The sequence below is a fragment of the Psychrobacillus sp. FSL K6-1464 genome (assembly GCF_038003145.1).
Lineage (GTDB): Bacteria > Bacillota > Bacilli > Bacillales_A > Planococcaceae > Psychrobacillus > Psychrobacillus psychrotolerans.
In genome coordinates this window covers 2,973,485-2,991,482 of record NZ_JBBOOP010000001.1, presented here as the reverse complement: position 1 = coordinate 2,991,482, position 17,998 = coordinate 2,973,485, and the positions used below count along the sequence as shown (strand labels likewise).

At 36.4% G+C, this 17,998-nt stretch carries 18 protein-coding genes and 1 riboswitch; of the genes, 16 read left to right on the top strand and 2 right to left on the bottom strand.

Going from position 1 to position 17,998, the window contains the following annotated elements:
- The first annotated feature begins 158 nt into the window (after positions 1 to 158).
- On the top strand, positions 159 to 1,145 hold the full coding sequence (locus tag MKX39_RS15255; RefSeq protein ID WP_340763464.1) for a tRNA dihydrouridine synthase: 987 nt from the start codon (positions 159 to 161) through the stop codon (positions 1,143 to 1,145).
- A 52-nt stretch (positions 1,146 to 1,197) separates the two neighbouring features.
- On the opposite strand, the gene MKX39_RS15250 is transcribed toward MKX39_RS15255, so the two are convergent.
- Positions 1,198 to 1,638, bottom strand: coding sequence for a YtoQ family protein (locus tag MKX39_RS15250; RefSeq protein ID WP_093538078.1), 441 nt, complete (start codon positions 1,636 to 1,638; stop codon positions 1,198 to 1,200).
- A gap of 186 nt (positions 1,639 to 1,824) precedes the next feature.
- On the opposite strand from MKX39_RS15250, the gene MKX39_RS15245 reads away from it, so the two are divergent.
- The 12 genes from MKX39_RS15245 (at position 1,825) to MKX39_RS15190 (ending at position 10,891) form a co-directional block, all read left to right on the top strand.
- Positions 1,825 to 2,391, top strand: coding sequence for a DUF4256 domain-containing protein (locus MKX39_RS15245; RefSeq protein WP_340770203.1), 567 nt, complete (start codon positions 1,825 to 1,827; stop codon positions 2,389 to 2,391).
- Positions 2,392 to 2,508: 117 nt separating this feature from the next.
- On the top strand, positions 2,509 to 3,162 hold the full coding sequence (locus tag MKX39_RS15240) for a M48 family metallopeptidase (RefSeq protein WP_340770200.1): 654 nt from the start codon (positions 2,509 to 2,511) through the stop codon (positions 3,160 to 3,162).
- Between the two features lie 186 nt (positions 3,163 to 3,348).
- Positions 3,349 to 3,501 (top strand): hypothetical protein, encoded by a 153-nt coding sequence (locus MKX39_RS15235; RefSeq protein WP_340763460.1) that lies wholly within the window; start codon positions 3,349 to 3,351, stop codon positions 3,499 to 3,501.
- Between the two features lie 308 nt (positions 3,502 to 3,809).
- Positions 3,810 to 4,238 (top strand): GNAT family N-acetyltransferase, encoded by a 429-nt coding sequence (locus MKX39_RS15230; protein ID WP_340770199.1) that lies wholly within the window; start codon positions 3,810 to 3,812, stop codon positions 4,236 to 4,238.
- Positions 4,239 to 4,431: 193 nt separating this feature from the next.
- On the top strand, positions 4,432 to 4,854 hold the full coding sequence (locus tag MKX39_RS15225) for an SRPBCC family protein (RefSeq protein ID WP_340771470.1): 423 nt from the start codon (positions 4,432 to 4,434) through the stop codon (positions 4,852 to 4,854).
- Between the two features lie 71 nt (positions 4,855 to 4,925).
- Positions 4,926 to 5,801, top strand: a complete 876-nt coding sequence (locus MKX39_RS15220) for an aminoglycoside 6-adenylyltransferase (protein ID WP_340770196.1) — start codon at positions 4,926 to 4,928, stop codon at positions 5,799 to 5,801.
- Positions 5,802 to 6,081: 280 nt separating this feature from the next.
- Positions 6,082 to 6,921: a phosphate ABC transporter substrate-binding protein gene (locus tag MKX39_RS15215; protein ID WP_093538083.1), complete on the top strand. Its 840-nt coding sequence runs from the start codon at positions 6,082 to 6,084 to the stop codon at positions 6,919 to 6,921.
- 60 nt (positions 6,922 to 6,981) lie between these two features.
- The gene (gene pstC / locus MKX39_RS15210) at positions 6,982 to 7,896 is read left to right on the top strand and encodes a phosphate ABC transporter permease subunit PstC (protein WP_245762741.1); all 915 of its coding nucleotides are present in this window, start codon (positions 6,982 to 6,984) and stop codon (positions 7,894 to 7,896) included.
- 1 nt (position 7,897) lies between these two features.
- Positions 7,898 to 8,725 (top strand): phosphate ABC transporter permease PstA, encoded by an 828-nt coding sequence (gene pstA, locus MKX39_RS15205; protein WP_093538084.1) that lies wholly within the window; start codon positions 7,898 to 7,900, stop codon positions 8,723 to 8,725.
- Positions 8,726 to 8,802: 77 nt separating this feature from the next.
- Complete coding sequence (gene pstB, locus MKX39_RS15200) at positions 8,803 to 9,570, top strand: phosphate ABC transporter ATP-binding protein PstB (protein WP_340770194.1); 768 nt, start codon at positions 8,803 to 8,805, stop codon at positions 9,568 to 9,570.
- 13 nt (positions 9,571 to 9,583) lie between these two features.
- On the top strand, positions 9,584 to 10,243 hold the full coding sequence (gene phoU, locus MKX39_RS15195) for a phosphate signaling complex protein PhoU (RefSeq protein ID WP_340770191.1): 660 nt from the start codon (positions 9,584 to 9,586) through the stop codon (positions 10,241 to 10,243).
- 135 nt (positions 10,244 to 10,378) lie between these two features.
- The gene (locus tag MKX39_RS15190) at positions 10,379 to 10,891 is read left to right on the top strand and encodes a YehS family protein (protein WP_093538087.1); all 513 of its coding nucleotides are present in this window, start codon (positions 10,379 to 10,381) and stop codon (positions 10,889 to 10,891) included.
- 306 nt (positions 10,892 to 11,197) lie between these two features.
- On the opposite strand, the gene dapA is transcribed toward MKX39_RS15190, so the two are convergent.
- On the bottom strand, positions 11,198 to 12,085 hold the full coding sequence (gene dapA / locus MKX39_RS15185; protein WP_340770187.1) for a 4-hydroxy-tetrahydrodipicolinate synthase: 888 nt from the start codon (positions 12,083 to 12,085) through the stop codon (positions 11,198 to 11,200).
- Between the two features lie 233 nt (positions 12,086 to 12,318).
- Positions 12,319 to 12,498, bottom strand: a riboswitch (Lysine riboswitch).
- A 310-nt stretch (positions 12,499 to 12,808) separates the two neighbouring features.
- Between dapA and MKX39_RS15180 the strand changes: the two genes are divergently transcribed.
- The 3 genes from MKX39_RS15180 to MKX39_RS15170 all read left to right on the top strand — a co-directional run bounded on the left by MKX39_RS15180 (position 12,809) and on the right by MKX39_RS15170 (position 17,880).
- Complete coding sequence (locus MKX39_RS15180) at positions 12,809 to 13,996, top strand: DHH family phosphoesterase (RefSeq protein WP_340770185.1); 1,188 nt, start codon at positions 12,809 to 12,811, stop codon at positions 13,994 to 13,996.
- A gap of 229 nt (positions 13,997 to 14,225) precedes the next feature.
- Positions 14,226 to 15,290: an LLM class flavin-dependent oxidoreductase gene (locus MKX39_RS15175; RefSeq protein WP_340770182.1), complete on the top strand. Its 1,065-nt coding sequence runs from the start codon at positions 14,226 to 14,228 to the stop codon at positions 15,288 to 15,290.
- Positions 15,291 to 15,507: 217 nt separating this feature from the next.
- Positions 15,508 to 17,880: a polyprenyl synthetase family protein gene (locus tag MKX39_RS15170; RefSeq protein WP_340770179.1), complete on the top strand. Its 2,373-nt coding sequence runs from the start codon at positions 15,508 to 15,510 to the stop codon at positions 17,878 to 17,880.
- Positions 17,881 to 17,998: the final 118 nt, after the last annotated feature.

The window sequence follows — 17,998 nt, the reverse complement described above, 5'->3', positions numbered from 1 at the left end:
AATTGCGATAATGCACTTCTCAACCGTCTGTTTGGTTTTAGATTTTTTAGTATCAAACATGGTAGAAGAAAAATTATATAAGCTAGGTTATACTATAATAATGACTTTATTATTTTAACCAACAGATAACACCATAGTGAGAGGATTTGAATTTTAGTATGATAGATAATTTTTGGCGAGATTTACCACGACCATTTTTTGTACTTGCGCCAATGGAAGATGTGACGGATGTTGTTTTTCGTCAAGTTGTAAGTCAAGCTGGTAGACCAGACGTGTTTTTTACGGAGTTTACAAACTCAGATAGCTATTGTCATCCAGAAGGGATGAAAAGTGTCCGTGGTCGCTTAATTTTCACTGAAGATGAACAGCCAATGGTGGCACATATATGGGGAGATAATCCTGAGTATTTTCGTCAAATGAGTATTGGTATGGCAGAGTTAGGATTTAAAGGTATTGATATTAATATGGGATGCCCTGTACCGAATGTGGCTACTAGAGGAAAAGGAAGCGGACTTATCCTTCGTCCAGATGTTGCAGCGGAACTTATACAAGCAGCAAAAGCAGGAGGACTGCCAGTCAGTGTGAAGACAAGACTTGGTTTTACGGAACTAGAGGAGATGCATGACTGGCTGACACATATTTTGAAACAAGACATTGCGAATCTTTCCATTCATCTACGGACAAGGAAGGAAATGAGCCAAGCAGATGCCCATTGGGAGCTCATTCCGGAAATAAAAAAATTACGCGATTCTATAGCACCAAATACGCTACTAACAATTAACGGGGACATTCCTGACCGTAAAAAAGGTTTGGAGCTTGCTGAAAAATACGGTATTGATGGAGTGATGATTGGACGAGGTATTTTTAAAAATCCATTCGCTTTTGAAAAAGAACCAAAGGACCATTCCACTACTGAATACCTGAATCTGCTAAGATTACAACTGGATTTACAAGATCAATATGCAGAAGAATTACCACGATCAATCACAGGACTGCATCGCTTCTTCAAAATATATGTCAAAGGATTCCCTGGAGCTGGGGAGTTAAGAAACCAATTGATGAATACAAAGTCAACGGATGAAGTGCGTGCTTTGCTTGATAAATTCGAGGAACAAAGTGAAGAGACGGAGAAAACAGTAGAATGATTAGAAACAGTGAGTAGAATTTCGTACTCACTGTTTTTTATGTGTATTTATATCAATCAAAAATATAATGGATGACATCTATCGCTTGATCAACAGTTTCTACGGTTACATTCGCCTTGTTTGAAAGCTCTTTTAGTGGGTGAGTCAATGATTCAGGTCTAATAATAATCGTCGGCTTGTTCATAGCAATAGCCGTGCTAGCATCCATTGCAGTATTCCATTGTTTATATTTCTCCCCGAATAAAGCTATGACGATATCCGCTTTTTGCATTAAGACTTGTGTTCGGAAATTATTAATATCTGATGCAGCATCATCTTTATAAAGGTTAGATGGCTGTTTTCCTTGAATTTCTTCACCGATATTGTCTGAACGATCATGGTTTGTTTGAGGCCCTACAAATTCGAGAGGAAGATTTTTGGCGTTTGCTTTTTGTGCAACTTCTTCTCTCCAATCATCATGAATTTGACCTGCTAAATAAACAATAAGTTTCATGCTAATTCCTCCAATACTATTTGACTCTACTCATATAGTATCGGATTTAATGAAGTTTTCAAAGGGAACACCTAAATCTCCTTGCTTCAAATGAGGTGTCCTTCATTTAGCGTGAGCTTGAAATGAAGTTTAAACTGTGTGAAGATAAATTAAATAAGACTTGAGTTAAATTAGGAGGAGATATATATGACAAAACAAAATAGGCAGTTGTCACACGAGCAACGTGAGGAATTACTCGACATATTGAAGAACCGTTTTGAGAAAAATATGAACCGTCATGACGGGATGGAATGGAATAGTGTCCAATCAAAGCTAGAAGCGAATGATGATAAACTCTGGACACTCTATGAAATGGAGAGAACTGAAGGGGAACCTGATGTAGTGGGCTATGATAACGAGAATAACGAATATATTTTCATGGACTGTTCAGCAGAAAGCCCTAAAGGTCGCAGAAGTATTTGTTATGACCGTAAGGCATTGGATTCTAGGAAAAAAAATAAACCAGAGAATAGCGCTATAGATATGGCAACAGAGATGGGCATTGAACTTTTAACAGAGGAACAGTATCGAGAGTTGCAGATTCTTGGAAACTTCGATTTAAAAACGTCAAGTTGGGTGCAAACACCGGACAATATAAGAAAACTTGGAGGAGCTATCTTTTGTGATAGTCGCTATGATACTGTCTTTACGTACCATAATGGAGCAGATTCCTATTATGCCGCAAGGGGATTCCGAGGCTCTCTAAGGGTTTAGAATTATACTTTGAATTGGAAGACGAAAATAAGTTGCCAAATTCTAATACAAAATTGATAAAATAAATAATATTATTAAAAAAAGGTTGGAAATTAATGTACAAAGTTAATGGTAGTTATGAAAGTTAAAGTTGAAAATACGATAATTGAATTTAATGTTCAGTATGGAAATGGAAAGAAGCTATCTATTCATATAGATTCATCAGGTTTCATTACTGTTAAAGCTCCAAAAGACACAAGTAAAGAAGTAATTAATGGAGCAATAGAAAGTAAAGGCACATGGATACTAGAGAAACTCGAGGAGATTAGAAAAGCTCGAGAATTACCTCAGGCAAGAGAGTATCATGCTAATGGCAAGTTCTTATACATGGGAGAAGAAAGATTTCTTCATGAATTAATAGATTGTAGTAATTTAAATGAAGAATTACTTAAAAGAAATCTGAAGAAATTCTATATGACTAGATGCAAGGCTATTACCGAGGAACGTATAAAAATATATCAAAAACAGCTGAAAGTAAAACCTAAAATTATTGAAATTGTAGAATCTAAAGTTAAATGGGGTAGCTGTAGTTCAGGTAAAAAGATTACCTTTAATTTTCGTCTTGCTATGGCTCCCATTGAAGTAATCGATTATGTAATAATTCATGAGTTATGTCATATTACACATATGAATCATGATCGATCATTTTGGCGACGTGTGGGGAGTATTATGCCAGATTATAAAGAGAAGGAAGAGTATCTAGCAAGGCACAGTCAGTCAATGTCACTTTAAAAACAACTACACTGCTCAAAAGTGTAGTTGTTTTTTATTAAAACTGTTCGGCTACAAAGAAAATCTAACTAAATTATATTTAACTGTGCTCATAACCTCCGTGTCCCTTAAGTGGTTGCATATTTTATAGAGAGGGGGAAGTTATATATTGTCCTCTTTGATTAATTTATAGGGGGAGGAATGGACATGCTGTTTTTTGAAGATGAAATACAGAAAGTAAGTAAAAAAGTAGGACAGGCGGAATGGAGTAAAATGCGATTACAAGACCCACGCATAAACGAACAATTGCAGAAGGATCAGAAAGCCCAGGATACAGAAGTATATGAAGTAGAGGATTAATCGTAGAAATCGCTTATGAAACGGTGGTAACTAATTGAGATAAAAGACGTTGCTTCACCCGGAAAGCTGGGGCTACGTCTTTTTTGTTTTAGGAATAAAAATAACCGGGAATATTTCCGTTGCAGGTCGACGCTTTCCGCGTGGTAGATCGGTTTTTCTGATGAAGTTGAGTCTATAATATTTGTTTGTGTATATGTATAATTATAACAAATAGTATTACATAGACGGGGAGGTCATATTATTGTTACTCTACTTTTGATAAGTATCATCTATTCTAATATGTTAATAACATTAAGGAGATGATATTTATGAAATACAAAAATACAACCAGTGATATTTCCACCGATATGTTAGAAGGTTTTTTCGTGGATTGGCCAAATCCCCCCAGTCCCAAGACTCACTTAATAATGCTAAATAAAAGCAGTAAAGTAATTGTGGCGATTGATGAAAGTACTAATCAAGTAGTTGGATTTATTACTGCGATTAGTGATGGGGTTTTATCCGCCTATATTCCATTTCTGGAGGTTTTACCAGAATACAAAAAGAGAGGTATAGGCAAGGAATTAGTAAATCGCATGCTTAAAGAACTTAATGACATTTATATGATTGATTTGTGTTGTGACGATGACTTGGTTCCTTATTATGATACGTTTGGAATGACTAAAACAAATGGTATGGTTTTAAGAAACTATAAAATGAAATCTGGCAATATAAAAAATTATGAGCAAAAAATCTAAAAGTGTAGTGTAAACCATTAACACTTAACAATAAAACTTTAAAAAGATGCGAATGGTGTTATATAAGGTAATTCCTCTAATGGTAGCCTCTGCTAAGTTGTTTTAAACCAATTAAGTTAGGGGAAACTTAGAAGGAATAATGGATAGATTCAGCGAATTTAGAGAGAATGTATTAAAAAAGGGAGCTGGAAGAATGGATACTAATCGCTCATTAATAACCGTAGAAGCAATTATACATGCACCTGTGGAACAAGTATGGGAATATTGGACAGTACCTGCTCATATAACAAAATGGAATAATGCCTCGGAAGAATGGCATACGCCATATGCTGAAAATGATTTAAGAGCTGGGGGGAAATTTGTTTCTAGAATGGAAGCAAAAGATGGAAGCTTTGGCTTTGATTTTGGTGGCCTATATGATGAAGTGCGTTCTCATGAGTTCATCTCCTATACATTAGGGGATGGGAGAAAAGTTGAAATTACATTCATTCCTCAACAAAACGAAACGAAAGTGGTAGAAGTTTTTGAGCCTGAAACAACTAATCCAATTGAAATGCAACAAGAAGGTTGGCAGGCAATTTTAAACAATTTCCAAAAATATGCGGAGCAACAATAAATAAAAAGGTGCCTGTTTCTAATACAATTTTGTATTTGGAAACAGGCACCTTTTACTAAAGGAGAAAAAACATGAGAACTTCAGATGAAATATTTGAATTAGTTTTAGGTTACGCAGCAAATGATGAAAGGATTCGAGCGGTAGGGCTAAATGGTTCAAGGACGAATCCCAATGCTCCAAAAGACTTGTTTCAGGATTTTGATATTGTTTACGTGGTAACTGATGTGAATTCATTCATTGAAGATCCACATTGGATAGAGGTATTCGGTGAACGAATCATTATGCAAACTCCCGAGAATATGTCTATGTTTCCGCCAGGTTTAGGTGGTAGGTTCTCCTACCTAATGTTGTTTACTGATGGAAACCGTATTGATCTTACGCTTGTTTCGAATGATGAAAAAGATACATATTACAAAGAGGATAAGTTAACGATTATTTTAATGGACAAGGATAACGACCTAGCTGAACTCCTGCCACCAACAGACAAGGATTATTGGGTAAAACGTCCTTCTGCCGAATTCTTCTCCGATTGCTGTAACGAGTTTTGGTGGGTATCTACATATGTGGCGAAGGGCTTGTGGAGAGGTGAAATTCTTTACGCAGCGGAGCATTTAAATAATATTATGAGACCGACGCTGTTAAAGATGCTCGAATGGAAGGTTGGTATTGAACACTCTTACTCCGTCAGTATAGGTAAATTTGGTAAGTACTTGGAGAAGTACCTATCCGAAGAGAATTGGCAAGAACTACTCTCCACTTATGCTGATGGAAGTTATAAAGATATGTGGAGAGCATTATTTGCAATGTTAGTTCTATTTCGTACCACAGCTATATTTGTAGCTGAAGGATTAGGTTATGAATATTCCAGAGAAGAGGATGTCAAAGTTACTGCATACCTAGAGCATATAAGCCATTTATCACCCAACGCAACGAAAATCTATGGGTGAAAGTAAAGTATAAACATTTAAAAGTGTAATTTCCAATTTTATTATTGTACTCTATAGAATAAATTTGAAATAAATGGAAAGTAATATAGTACTGATTTAGACTCATCCTAAGTAATTCTAAAGTGAGTTTTATAAATATTTAAAATAGACTGACTTGTTTTTAATTAAATTTACAAAAGCTTTACAATTGTAGTATTAAAAATTTACACTCTGCCTTTATTCTATAATTAGACAAAATACGTCATAGAACAGACATAACTTATTTTCTTGGAGGTAAGAAATGATTAGCTTGAATAAAGTGAAAATAGGATTGTTACTGCTGTCTATACTTACTGTATTAACAGCATGTTCAAACAATAACAAGGATACTACAGAGTCAAGTGGTAATAATGCAACAGTATCTATTTCCGGATCTACTTCCGTAGGACCGCTAGCTGAAAAATTAGCAGCAAAATATACAGAGAAAGACAACACGAATATCGAGATAAATCAAATTGGTTCCTCAGCGGGAATTACAAATGCTATTAGTGGGGTGTCGGAGATAGGAATGTCTTCGCGTGATTTAAAAGAAGAAGAAGTTGCAAGTGGGTTGAATGAAGTAATTATTGCTTATGATGGAATTGTAGTAGTAACTCATCCAAGTAATAAAGTAAAAGATTTAACGATGGAGCAGGTTAAACAGATTTTTACTGGGGAAGTAACAAACTGGAGTGAACTTGGTGGAGATGACTTAGAAATTGTAGTAGTTTCTCGCGAGGACGGATCAGGTTCACGGGATGCCTTTCAAGAAATAGTAGAATATAGCTCTGGAGAGTTAATCAGAAACTCGATCATTGCAAGCGGTAATGGAAATATTAAAACAACAGTTGCGAACAATAAACATGCAGTTGGTTTTATCTCTTTTGAGTATATTGATGAGAACATTTCAACAATTGACATTAATGGTGTAGAAGCTACAGCAGAAAATGTTTTACAAAAAAAATACAGCTTGTCTAGGCCATTCTTGTTTGTCTATAAAGAAGGACAATTAACTGAGGCAGGACAGCAATTTATAGATTTTATACTAAGTGAAGAAGGACAACTCATTGCAGCAGAAGCAGGAGCTATCCCTATAAAGTAGATATAGATGAATTAGGAAGACAACAACATAAACTTTTGACTTACTTTTGGAGGAATAAGAGTGTCTATCCCAACAACTAACAAGCAGACCGTCGAAATCGGCAAAGCAAACAAGAGAAAGTATATGTTAGAGAAGGTGTCGCAAAGACTATTCTTAATTTGTGCACTTCTCTCCGTAATCACTTTATTGTTAATCATTGGATTTGTATTTTATAAAGGTGCCCATCCTTTTGTAGCGGAGGGCTATAGCTTTATAGATTTTATATTTGGTAGTGATTGGGTACCGAGTGAAGATAAATTCGGTATATTCCCAATGATTGTTGCATCTATTTTTGCGACAATTGGAGCGTTAATCATTGGAGTTCCTATTGGTCTATTTACCGCTATTTTCTTAGCTGAAATTGCCTCAGAACGATTAGCAAAGATTATTTCACCAGCAGTGCAATTGCTAGCAGGTATTCCATCAGTGTTATATGGTGTGTTTGGACTTGCTATCATTGTTCCATTTTTACAAAATACTTTCGGTTTAGTAAAAGGGCAAAGCCTAATCGCAGTTATTCTAGTGCTAGCAATCATGATGTTACCAACCATTGTAACGGTTGCTGAAACTGCCATTCGTGCAGTGCCGCAAACATATCGTGAAGGATCACTAGCTCTCGGGGTATCGCAAATTGGGACAATTTTTAAAGTTATTGTACCAGCAGCAAAATCTGGTATTATGACTGCCATTGTATTAGGTCTTGGTCGTGCAATTGGAGAAACAATGGCAGTTATCTTAGTAGCTGGGAACAGCTTAATCGTGCCAACTAGCTTAACAGATAGTGTGCGTCCATTAACGACAAATATTGCTTTAGAAATGGGTTATGCATTCGGTACTCATCAAGAAATGTTATTTGCTACGGGAATTGTTTTATTCTCGTTTATCTTAATACTAAATTTCGTTTTAGCAAAAATAAGTTCTAAAGGAGGCAACTAAGATGAGACAATTTAAAGATAACTTACTCCGAGGACTTTTGTGGTTATCAGCTTTCTTATCAGTTGCCGTTCTTGTTATGATTGTAGGTTTTATCTTTTATAAGGGAATTGGTTTGATCAGCTTCGACTTTATCTTTGGTGATTATTCTCCAGATGGAGATGGTGGTATTTGGCCAATGATCGTAACGACTATATACACAGTCCTTATCTCGTTAGTCATCGCAACACCTATTGGAATATTGGCAGCCGTTTATCTACAGGAATATGCAAAACAAGGCCGATTAGTAAGACTAATACGATTTGCAACGGAAAGTTTAACAGGAATACCATCTATTATTTACGGTTTGTTTGGAGCAGTGTTCTTTGTTACAACATTAAAATTAGGTATGTCGATATTAGCAGCTTCATTAACTCTAACGATTATTGTATTACCTGTAATTATACGGACAACTGAAGAAGCATTAAAAACAGTTCCAGGTTCGTACCGAGAAGGTTCACTAGCGCTTGGGACAACAAAATTACAAACACTGTATAAAGTAATTTTACCAAGCTCAATGCCAGGTATACTATCTGGTATTATCCTTTCGGTCGGAAGAATTGTTGGTGAGTCAGCTGCTATCTTCTTAACTGCTGGAACCGTGGCAGCTATGCCAGACAGCATTCTATCATCTGCTAGAACCTTAACTGTACATTCGTATCTAGTTACTCAAGAATCTGGAGATATTGAACTTGCTGCAGCTGTAGGTATAGTTTTAATCGTAATTATATTAGCAATTAATCTTTCGGCAACATATATTTCGAAAAAATTTAACAGAGCTACAAATAAATAAGAGTATGTTAAGTCCACAGTAATTGAACATGCAGAGTTAATGACCAAATAAATTACGTAGGGAAGGTATTTTAGCATATGGAGCAAAGTAAAGAAGCAACTATAATCAATGTAAGAGATTTAAATTTATTTTATGGCGAGAAACAAGCATTATTCGGAGTCGATCTTGCTATTCAGGAAAAAGAGGTTACAGCTTTAATCGGTCCATCTGGCTGTGGGAAATCTACTTTTTTACGCACACTAAATCGTATGAATGATTTAATCGATGGTGTGAAAATTACAGGAGAAATTGTCATTGATCATGAAGATATTTATAAATCTAATGATGTTATCAAACTCAGAACGAAGGTAGGAATGGTATTTCAAAAACCAAATCTATTTCCTATGAGTATTTATGACAACGTGGCTTACGGACCAAAAATGCAAGGTATTAAAAACAAAAAAGAATTAAATATAATTGTAGAAGAAAGTTTACGTAGTGCAGCAATTTGGGATGAAGTAAAAGATCGTCTTAAAACATCGGCCCTAGGATTGTCAGGCGGTCAGCAACAACGTGTATGTATTGCTCGTGCAATAGCGATGAAACCTGATATTATTTTAATGGACGAGCCTACTTCCGCATTAGACCCGATTTCTACTCTAAAAATAGAAGAACTAATCACCAATATGAAAGAAGATTATACAATTGTTATTGTGACACATAACATGCAACAGGCTGCTCGAATCTCCGATAAAACCGCATTTTTCTTAAATGGAGAAGTAGTAGAATACGATGATACAGATAATATTTTCTCCACCCCGCAGGATCAGAGAACAGAAGACTATGTTACAGGTCGATTTGGATAATAGGAGGTTACCAATGGGTATTCGTGTAAACTTTGAAAATAATTTAGAAGAACTAAAGAGTAAGATTATCGAAATGGGTGAACTCTCAGTTGTCGCTCTAGAAAAATCTTTTAAGGCGTTAAAAACACAGGATGTGGAGATTGCTCTAAAAGTAATTGAAGGAGATACAGCGATTGATAATCTTGAAATAGAAGTAAATCAGTTCTCCATATGGATGATAGCAAAAGAATCACCTGTTTCCAGAGATTTACGTGAAATAATTGGTGTCCTTAAAATTTCATCTGAAATTGAACGGGTCGCAGATTTTGCTGTAAATATAGCAAAAGCAACGATTAAAATTGGCAATCCTGAATCTTTACTAGATATTACCCATCTAGAAAAGATGAAAGATATATCGATCGAAATGCTTCGAAAAGCATTACAATCATTCTTAGAGGAAAATATCCTGCTTGCTAAAGAAGTGGGAGATTTAGAGGACAATGTAGATCAATATAGTAGAGAGACATATAAAAAACTTACTGCTTATCTAAGTGAACATCCAGAAGAAACAAGTCAGCTTGTACAATTATTATTTGTTAATCGCTTTTTAGAGAGAACAGCAGACCATATTACGAATATCGCTGAAAGCACAGCTTATTTGATAAAAGGTCAAATATATGATTTCAATTCATAGGCAAATGAAATCAAACTGGTGGAGAAAATGAAAAATTTCTCTTCCAGTTTTTTTTATACTAGCTCACATTGTGCTATTCTAGTAATGATTAGTTCCGTATGATATCTACTTATGCGGACATTGGGAGGTTTATAAATGGAGAATAATGATATATTAATCAGATTGAGATATGCCCTTGATATAAAGAATAAGGATATGGTAGAGGTATTTAAACTTGGTGGTGTGGAAGTAACTAAAGAGGAAGTTCTCAAAATTCTTACCAAAGCAAAAGAGGAAAGTGAAGAGGAAGAAGTAGTAGAGGATGAAAACCACATCAAGTGTAATAATAAAATGTTAGAATCGTTTTTGAATGGATTAATCACACATAAAAGAGGCAAGCAGGATCCAAAACCGGAACAGCCAGCAGATACGGAGCCAGTTGTACAGCAGAAGGATCACGTGAATAATATGCTGTTGAAAAAGCTTAAAGTAGCTCTACAATTAACAACAGAAGATATGCTAGATGTGTTGCATGATGGTGGTATTGTAGTTTCAAAAGGTGAGCTTGGAGCTATTTTACGAAAACCAGGTCATCGTAATTATAAAGAATGCGGAGACAATTTTGCGCGCAAATTCCTTAAAGGCTTAGCGGTTAAATATAGAAGTTAAATTAAAAAAAGAGCGAATTCCAGCAGTTGGAATTCGCTCTTTTTAGTTTAGTCATAAGAAATGGTGCAATTCATTTCATTCCTCAACATCCTGAAAGGATGATTAGAAGTGGAAATATATCCTGTTGCGGCAGTAAATCATGGCAGTCCGCGAGTAATCAGAGAGGGAGCGCGAGTATTCCATTCTTCTCCGCGAGTAAGCATTGGTCGATAGCGAGTATTCACCCATCGACCGCGAGTATATGATCTTTCATGACCACGAATTAAAGGTAAAAGAGCGAATTCCAGTAGTTGGAATTCGCTCTTTTTAAGACTTTACGCCTTCTGGTAGTGTAGTTAATACTTCCTTTAAAGTAGTATGCTCCTCAGCATTTAAAGGAACCATAGGTAGGCGAACTCCACCCACTGGAACACCTTTTAAATTCAATGCTGTTTTAACAGGTGTAGGATTTGGAGCTGCAAATAATGCTTTCATGACAGGCAATAGTCTGCGATGATCCATTGCAGCTTCTCTTACATGGCCATTATTGAACTTTGCGATCATTGCTTGCATTTCATTTCCTATAATATGCGAGGCTACAGAAATAACACCCGTTCCACCAATTGATAGTACCGGAATTGTTAAACCGTCATCACCACTATACAGCGAAAAGTCCTCACGAGTATTACTAATAATCTCAGACATAGTGTCCAAATTGCCGCCCGCTTCTTTGATAGCAACGATATTCGGAATCTCAGAAAGTCGGATGACAGTATCTAATGACATGTTGACCACGCTTCGACCTGGAATATTGTATAGCATAATCGGCAATGATGTTGTTGCAGCAATTGTTTGGAAGTGTTGGTACAAGCCTTCTTGAGATGGTTTGTTATAATAAGGAACAACAAGCATAATACCATCGACACCAGCATCAGTAGCCTGTTTTGTTAAATTGATAGAAGCTTTTGTGCTATATGAGCCGGTTCCAGCAATAACTGGCACTCTACCATTCACAACTTCAACTGTAAATTTAAACAGCTGTACTTTTTCTTCATCAGTTAACGTCGGAGACTCTCCGGTTGTTCCAGACACAACCAAACCTTGTGTTCCATTGGAGATTAAGTAATTTATTAAGTTTCTTGTAGCTGGAAAATCTATATCCTCATTATGATCAAAAGGAGTAACCATAGCCGTTAATATTTGTCCGAAATTCATAACTTCTCCACATCCTATAATTTATTATTAAAAATTCAGGGAGAAGGGCTTCATCAATTACACTTCGGTGTAATTGCGTCCAGATTTTGAATTGCGCTAGCGCAATTAACCCCAAAGTCTGTGACATCCACCGGAGGCTTAACTTGAGATTTGTTTGGTAGTCAAGTTAAGTAAACGCGAAAAAGCAACAACGAGGGCTCGTTGTTGCAGTAGAAATAGAGTAATATTTCTGTGCGTAAGATAGCCCTCCATATAGTCTCCTATATGACAATTCAGTGTTTATTCAACAGCTGAACCAGCTTCAAGAAAAATGAGATTCTATCGACTTCGGCAAATTCCCCTTTCCACAAATGTCCTAGGATCTCATTATCCTCTAATTGTGTACTAATGGTTTTTGCGCCTCTATCCTTACTTCAAATATAATTGAAATAAGAGAATATTTAATTATTAAAATAATACATGACTTTTAATACTATTGCAACAGTTTACCTGTAAAATAAATATTAAGTAGTAAAATCCGTCAAAGTTGATCTTCACTCCAGGTGCACGCTTTCCGCGGATATGGCTTCACTCCTCGTCACTGGAGTCGCCACCTTGCGCTACAATCAACGGAGTCCAATTTTATATTGATATAAGTAATTTGAAATTGACCCAAATAACTTTTAAATTAGTTTATTAATAAGTTTCGTATGTAAAAACCATACTATATAAGAGGTGAAGAGAATGTATAAATTATTGTCCCATAATGATTTAGATGGTGTCGGATGTGGTATTTTAGCAAAGCTAGCATTTGGTGAGAATGTAAAGGTGCGCTATAATTCGATTTCATCTCTTAATCGGGAGATTGAATATTTTTTAGAAAATGATGAACCTGATACATTTTTATTCGTAACGGATTTGACGCCGAACGGGGATAATGAAAAAAGATTAAATGATTTTTACAATGCAAATGGGAAGGTACAACTAATCGATCATCATAAATCAGCGTTGCACTTTAATGATTATGAATGGGGATATATATTAGTGGAAGATCAGGAAGGCAAATTAACTTCTGCCACATCCTTATTATATGAGTATCTTGTATCCAACAAATTATTGGAACCAACTGCTGCAGTAACAGAATTTGTAGAATTAGTTAGACAGTATGATACATGGGAATGGGAAAAGAACGGGAATCATCAGGCACATTCCCTAAACTCATTGTTCTATTTAATATCTATGGAAGAATTTGAAGAAAAAATAATGGAACGACTTCGTACGAGTGACCATTTTGATTTTGATGAATTTGAAAAGAAAATATTGAAAATGGAATCTGAGAAGATTGATCGCTATATTCGTCGCAAGAAAAGAGAGATTGTACAGGCAAAAGTGGGAGACCATATTGCTGGGGTGGTCTATGCAGAAACGTATCATTCGGAGTTAGGTAATGAACTTGGCAAAGAGTTTCCACATCTCGATTACATCGCAATTGTAATCATGGGAGGAAAAAGAATTTCTCTTCGTACAATTTATGATCATGTCGATGTTTCTGAAGTTGCTGGACAGTTCGGCGGCGGAGGACATCAAAAAGCATCAGGATGTACTTTAACGGAGGAAGCATATAAGTTATTTGTTTTGGACACTTTCCATCTGTCCTCAATACCAGAAGATGCAAAAAGAAATCAGTATAATTTGAAACAATCGGCTTTCGGTTCGTTTTATAAAAATAGGAATAATGACACGTTCATCTTATATTCTAAAAATGATCAAGATTGGATTCTCGAAAAAAATAAAATCGAATTAGAAGAAACCTTTACAAGCTTTGAAGATGGCGAGCGTTTCTTAAAGAGAAACTATGAGGCAGCTTTAGTAAGGGATGATCTGTTTGTCGACTATTTAATGAGTGAAGTGAAGAAGAGAGAGGACGCATGAAGACAGTGGTTACTGAGTTTTACTGGCGTTCACTCTACTGAATACTAGCGGATGGTTCTAACATACTCGTTCTCGAGTTATTTTTACCCGTGAAACAGAATATCTTTCCAAAAACCTCTTTCTCCAATGAAACTGATAAATTGAATATAAATAGGATAATAAGGTATCATTAAGGCCGAAAGCATCCTTATATAAACAATTGAACGCAATAATGATTGGGGGAATATTAGTGGAAATTGGTATAACAACGTTTGTGGAAACCACTCCAGATGTAAAAACTGGAAAAGTCATTAGCCATGCGGAGCGTATTCGTGAGGTTGTGGAAGAAATAGTATTAGCAGATGAAGTTGGGCTAGATGTATTCGGTGTAGGAGAACATCATCGCAAGGATTATGCGGCTTCCGCGCCCGCTGTTCTTCTGGCTGCAGCTGCGTCAAGGACGAAGAGTATAAGACTTACTAGTGCTGTAACAGTACTTTCATCGGATGATCCAGTGCGAGTATTTGAGGAATTTTCTACATTAGACGCTATTTCCAATGGTCGAGCAGAGATTATGGCAGGGCGTGGTTCCTTTATCGAATCTTTCCCACTCTTTGGATATGATTTAAAGGATTATGATGAATTGTATGAAGAAAAGTTAGATTTACTCTTAAAAATACGTGAGTCTGAAATGGTTTCATGGAGTGGTAAGCATCGAGCTGCGATTCAGAATCGTGGGGTTTATCCACGTCCCGTACAAGACCCACTTCCCGTTTGGATTGCGAGCGGTGGAACACCGCAATCTGTTGCTCGAGCTGGATTCCTTGGATTGCCACTAGTGTTGGCAATTATCGGAGGTAGCCCACTCCAGTTTGAGCCACTCGTGAAACTGTATAAGAAAGCCGCGACTCAAGCAGGACATGATTTATCGAAGTTAACGGTTGCATCGCACTCTCACGGGTTTGTGGCAGAATCTACGGATATTGCAGTAGAAAAATTTTTCCCACCAACACAGCAAGCAATGAACGTTATAGGAAGAGAGCGCGGATGGGGTCCGTATACTCGTTCTACATTCGATGATGCACGTAGCTTGGAAGGTGCTTTATACGTTGGAGATGTGAAGACAGTAGCTGAAAAGATTATTTTCTTACGTAAAAATGTGGGTATTACTCGCTTTATGCTGCATGTACCAGTTGGATCAATGCCTCATGAAGACGTGATGAAAGCAATTGAACTACTTGGCAAAGAAGTGGCACCAATTGTTCGTGCAGAAATAGATAGATGGGAATCAGCTGGTGAAGTTGAAAGTAATTAATTTATTTCTGCGTATCAGTTTATAAAGAAGATAAAAAAGGGGACGATTTTCGTTCTCTTTTTTTTGTTTTTGCTATTATGAAGCAGCGGTTTGACTCATAGAAATAGAAAGAGGAATAATTCTGTAGCTTAAAGTAAATCATCAATACGTTGAATGTTATAATTATAATAGTAATTGGAGTGGAATTTATAAATAAGAAGTGAAGGTGAGTAATGATATGAACGAAGAATTAATCATTAATACCGATGCTTGTTACAAGCAGGCAGAAGAGAAGGCCAATCATTATTTTCAATCACTTTATACGCAGGTTCAACAGAAGACATATGTGAAAGTTCTTACAGAAGATATACATTTGTGGAAACATAATCATATACGACACCATTCAATACTTTCTCTGTTTTCCAGGGGGAAAGGAAAAGCTAATGCGAGTGGATATCACAGTTATATAAAGTGGCTAAATTATACAGGGAAATTAGATAATTATTTGAATCGAAGCATTTCATATATATTTATGAGAGATTTAGGAAAAGCGTTGAATTCTCCAGAAACGGAAAGTCGAATCCGAAATGTAGTGGAAAGTTTGAAAACTCATCTTATCTCTTCAGCAACAGATCGAGAGAATGATAGTGAAATGTTCAATATGACTGCCTTGTATCGCCTGGCTCAGAAAGAAGGCGTGGAATCGACTTTCATCTGGCTGATCAATAAGCTAAAAAATGTATCTACTAATATTCCAATAGGGATGGAGGCCGAACATGCCCAACGAAAACTTATTAAAATCATTGCAGGGGTAATCATGCAAGAAATAGAAGAAATGAATGGGGATGTTTCTCCAGAAGAGCGAAAGTATAGGCTTGATAAAGCGATAAGGCTAGGGTTTTCCTATGGACTTACGTATCCGTTTATTGACGATCTTCTAGATGCCAAAATTCTAACAGTAGACGAAGAAAAACAATATGCTAATCTGATACGCACTACCCTTACTACGGGAATAGTTCCCGAACTAGGTGATTGGAAAGGGGAAAATGCCGAACTGATTGGTTATATTCACTCAGAACTTAGTGAAGCATTTGAATATATTAAGGAACATCAGCGACCAGAGACAAGAAATAACTTTTTCGAGCAATCTTATGTGTTTTTCAACTCTCAAGAAGTGGATCGCAAAAATGATTTGGCTTATCCAGAATATACGAATGAGGAGCTTTATATACCAGTCATTCTAAAATCTGCATCTTCTCGACTGATTGTTCGTTCTGTAATTGGTGCTTCTGAGGATGAAGGTTTTGACAGTCGAACATTTTTTTACGGAATCTACAATCAACTTGCGGATGATTTTGCAGATATGTTTGATGATATGGAGGAAGGGGCGGTAACTCCCTACACATATTACTTGAAGTATCACGATAAACGGCCAGATCTCATAAATCCATTTGAAATGTACTGGACAGTAATCTCTAATTTGATTCATCATGTTTATGATTCGGATCAAATGACGCGTGAAGTTATTTTAGACCGAGCTATCAACGGTCTTAAAAGATTTAAGGAGCGGGTAGGTTCCGGAAAATATAAGGAGATAATGAACCTTTTTGCTTCTGAAAACCCTACTTTCAATAAACTAATCCAAGAGATGGTTCGAAAAGCAGATGATGTAGATTTCTTCGATAAGCTGCTGCGTGACCATATGATTACAAGCTTGAAAAATAATAGACAGGGACAGGAAGAATTTATAGAAAACGCCAAAACTATACGAAGTCAGATTAACGAAGTTCTAGATCTCCCAAAACCTGATAAGTCGCCTGATTCCATTATAGATGCTGCGAATTACAGTCTACAAGGTGATGGAAAACGTTTAAGACCAATAGTCACTTGGTTTATGGGAGTCAATGCATATGGGTTAAAAAGCTCAGAGCTAGAACCACTTTTAAAATCATTAGAGTATATGCATACAGCTTCTCTCATTTTTGACGATCTTCCATCTCAAGATAATGCTTCACTCCGCAGAGGTCGGGCAACCCTCCATGAGGTTTATAATGTTTCCATCGCAGAGTTAACAGGACTTTTCTTGACTCAGAAAGCTATTTGGGAGCAAACGACATTGGATCAGTTCGATTCGAAAGCTGTGTTGAAACTCATCCAGTATTCTGCCCAAGTGACGGCCGATATGTGTAGAGGTCAGGCAATGGACTTAAATTCAAAAGGCGAACAATTATCTTTGGACCAATTAAATAACATGTGCTTCTACAAAACTGGACTTGGATTTGAAGCATCTATTCTAATGCCTGCAATCCTTGCCAATACTAGTGAATTAGAAATTGAAGCATTGAAAAAGTTTGCACGCCATGCAGGTATTGCATTTCAGATTAAAGATGACCTTCTTGATGTAGAAGGAGAAACAGCTTTGTTAGGGAAAACCGTTGGGAAGGATTCCGAAAATAACAGTTCTACTTTCGTTTCTATATTAGGGATTGATGATGCCAAAAAAGAGATGTGGGAAAATTACTGTGTTGCGATGGAATCATTACATGACGTGCCACGAGATACAACTTTTTTGAAGCACTTTTTGGATTATATTATTAATCGAGACAAGTAGACATAGTTTTAGAGACTACCATTAAGTTTTTATTTTCAAGACTTAATGGTAATCTCTTTTTATTTTGAATAAAGTACTTAAAAATGTCCGGTGAACACTGAGGTTGCGGGACTTGAAG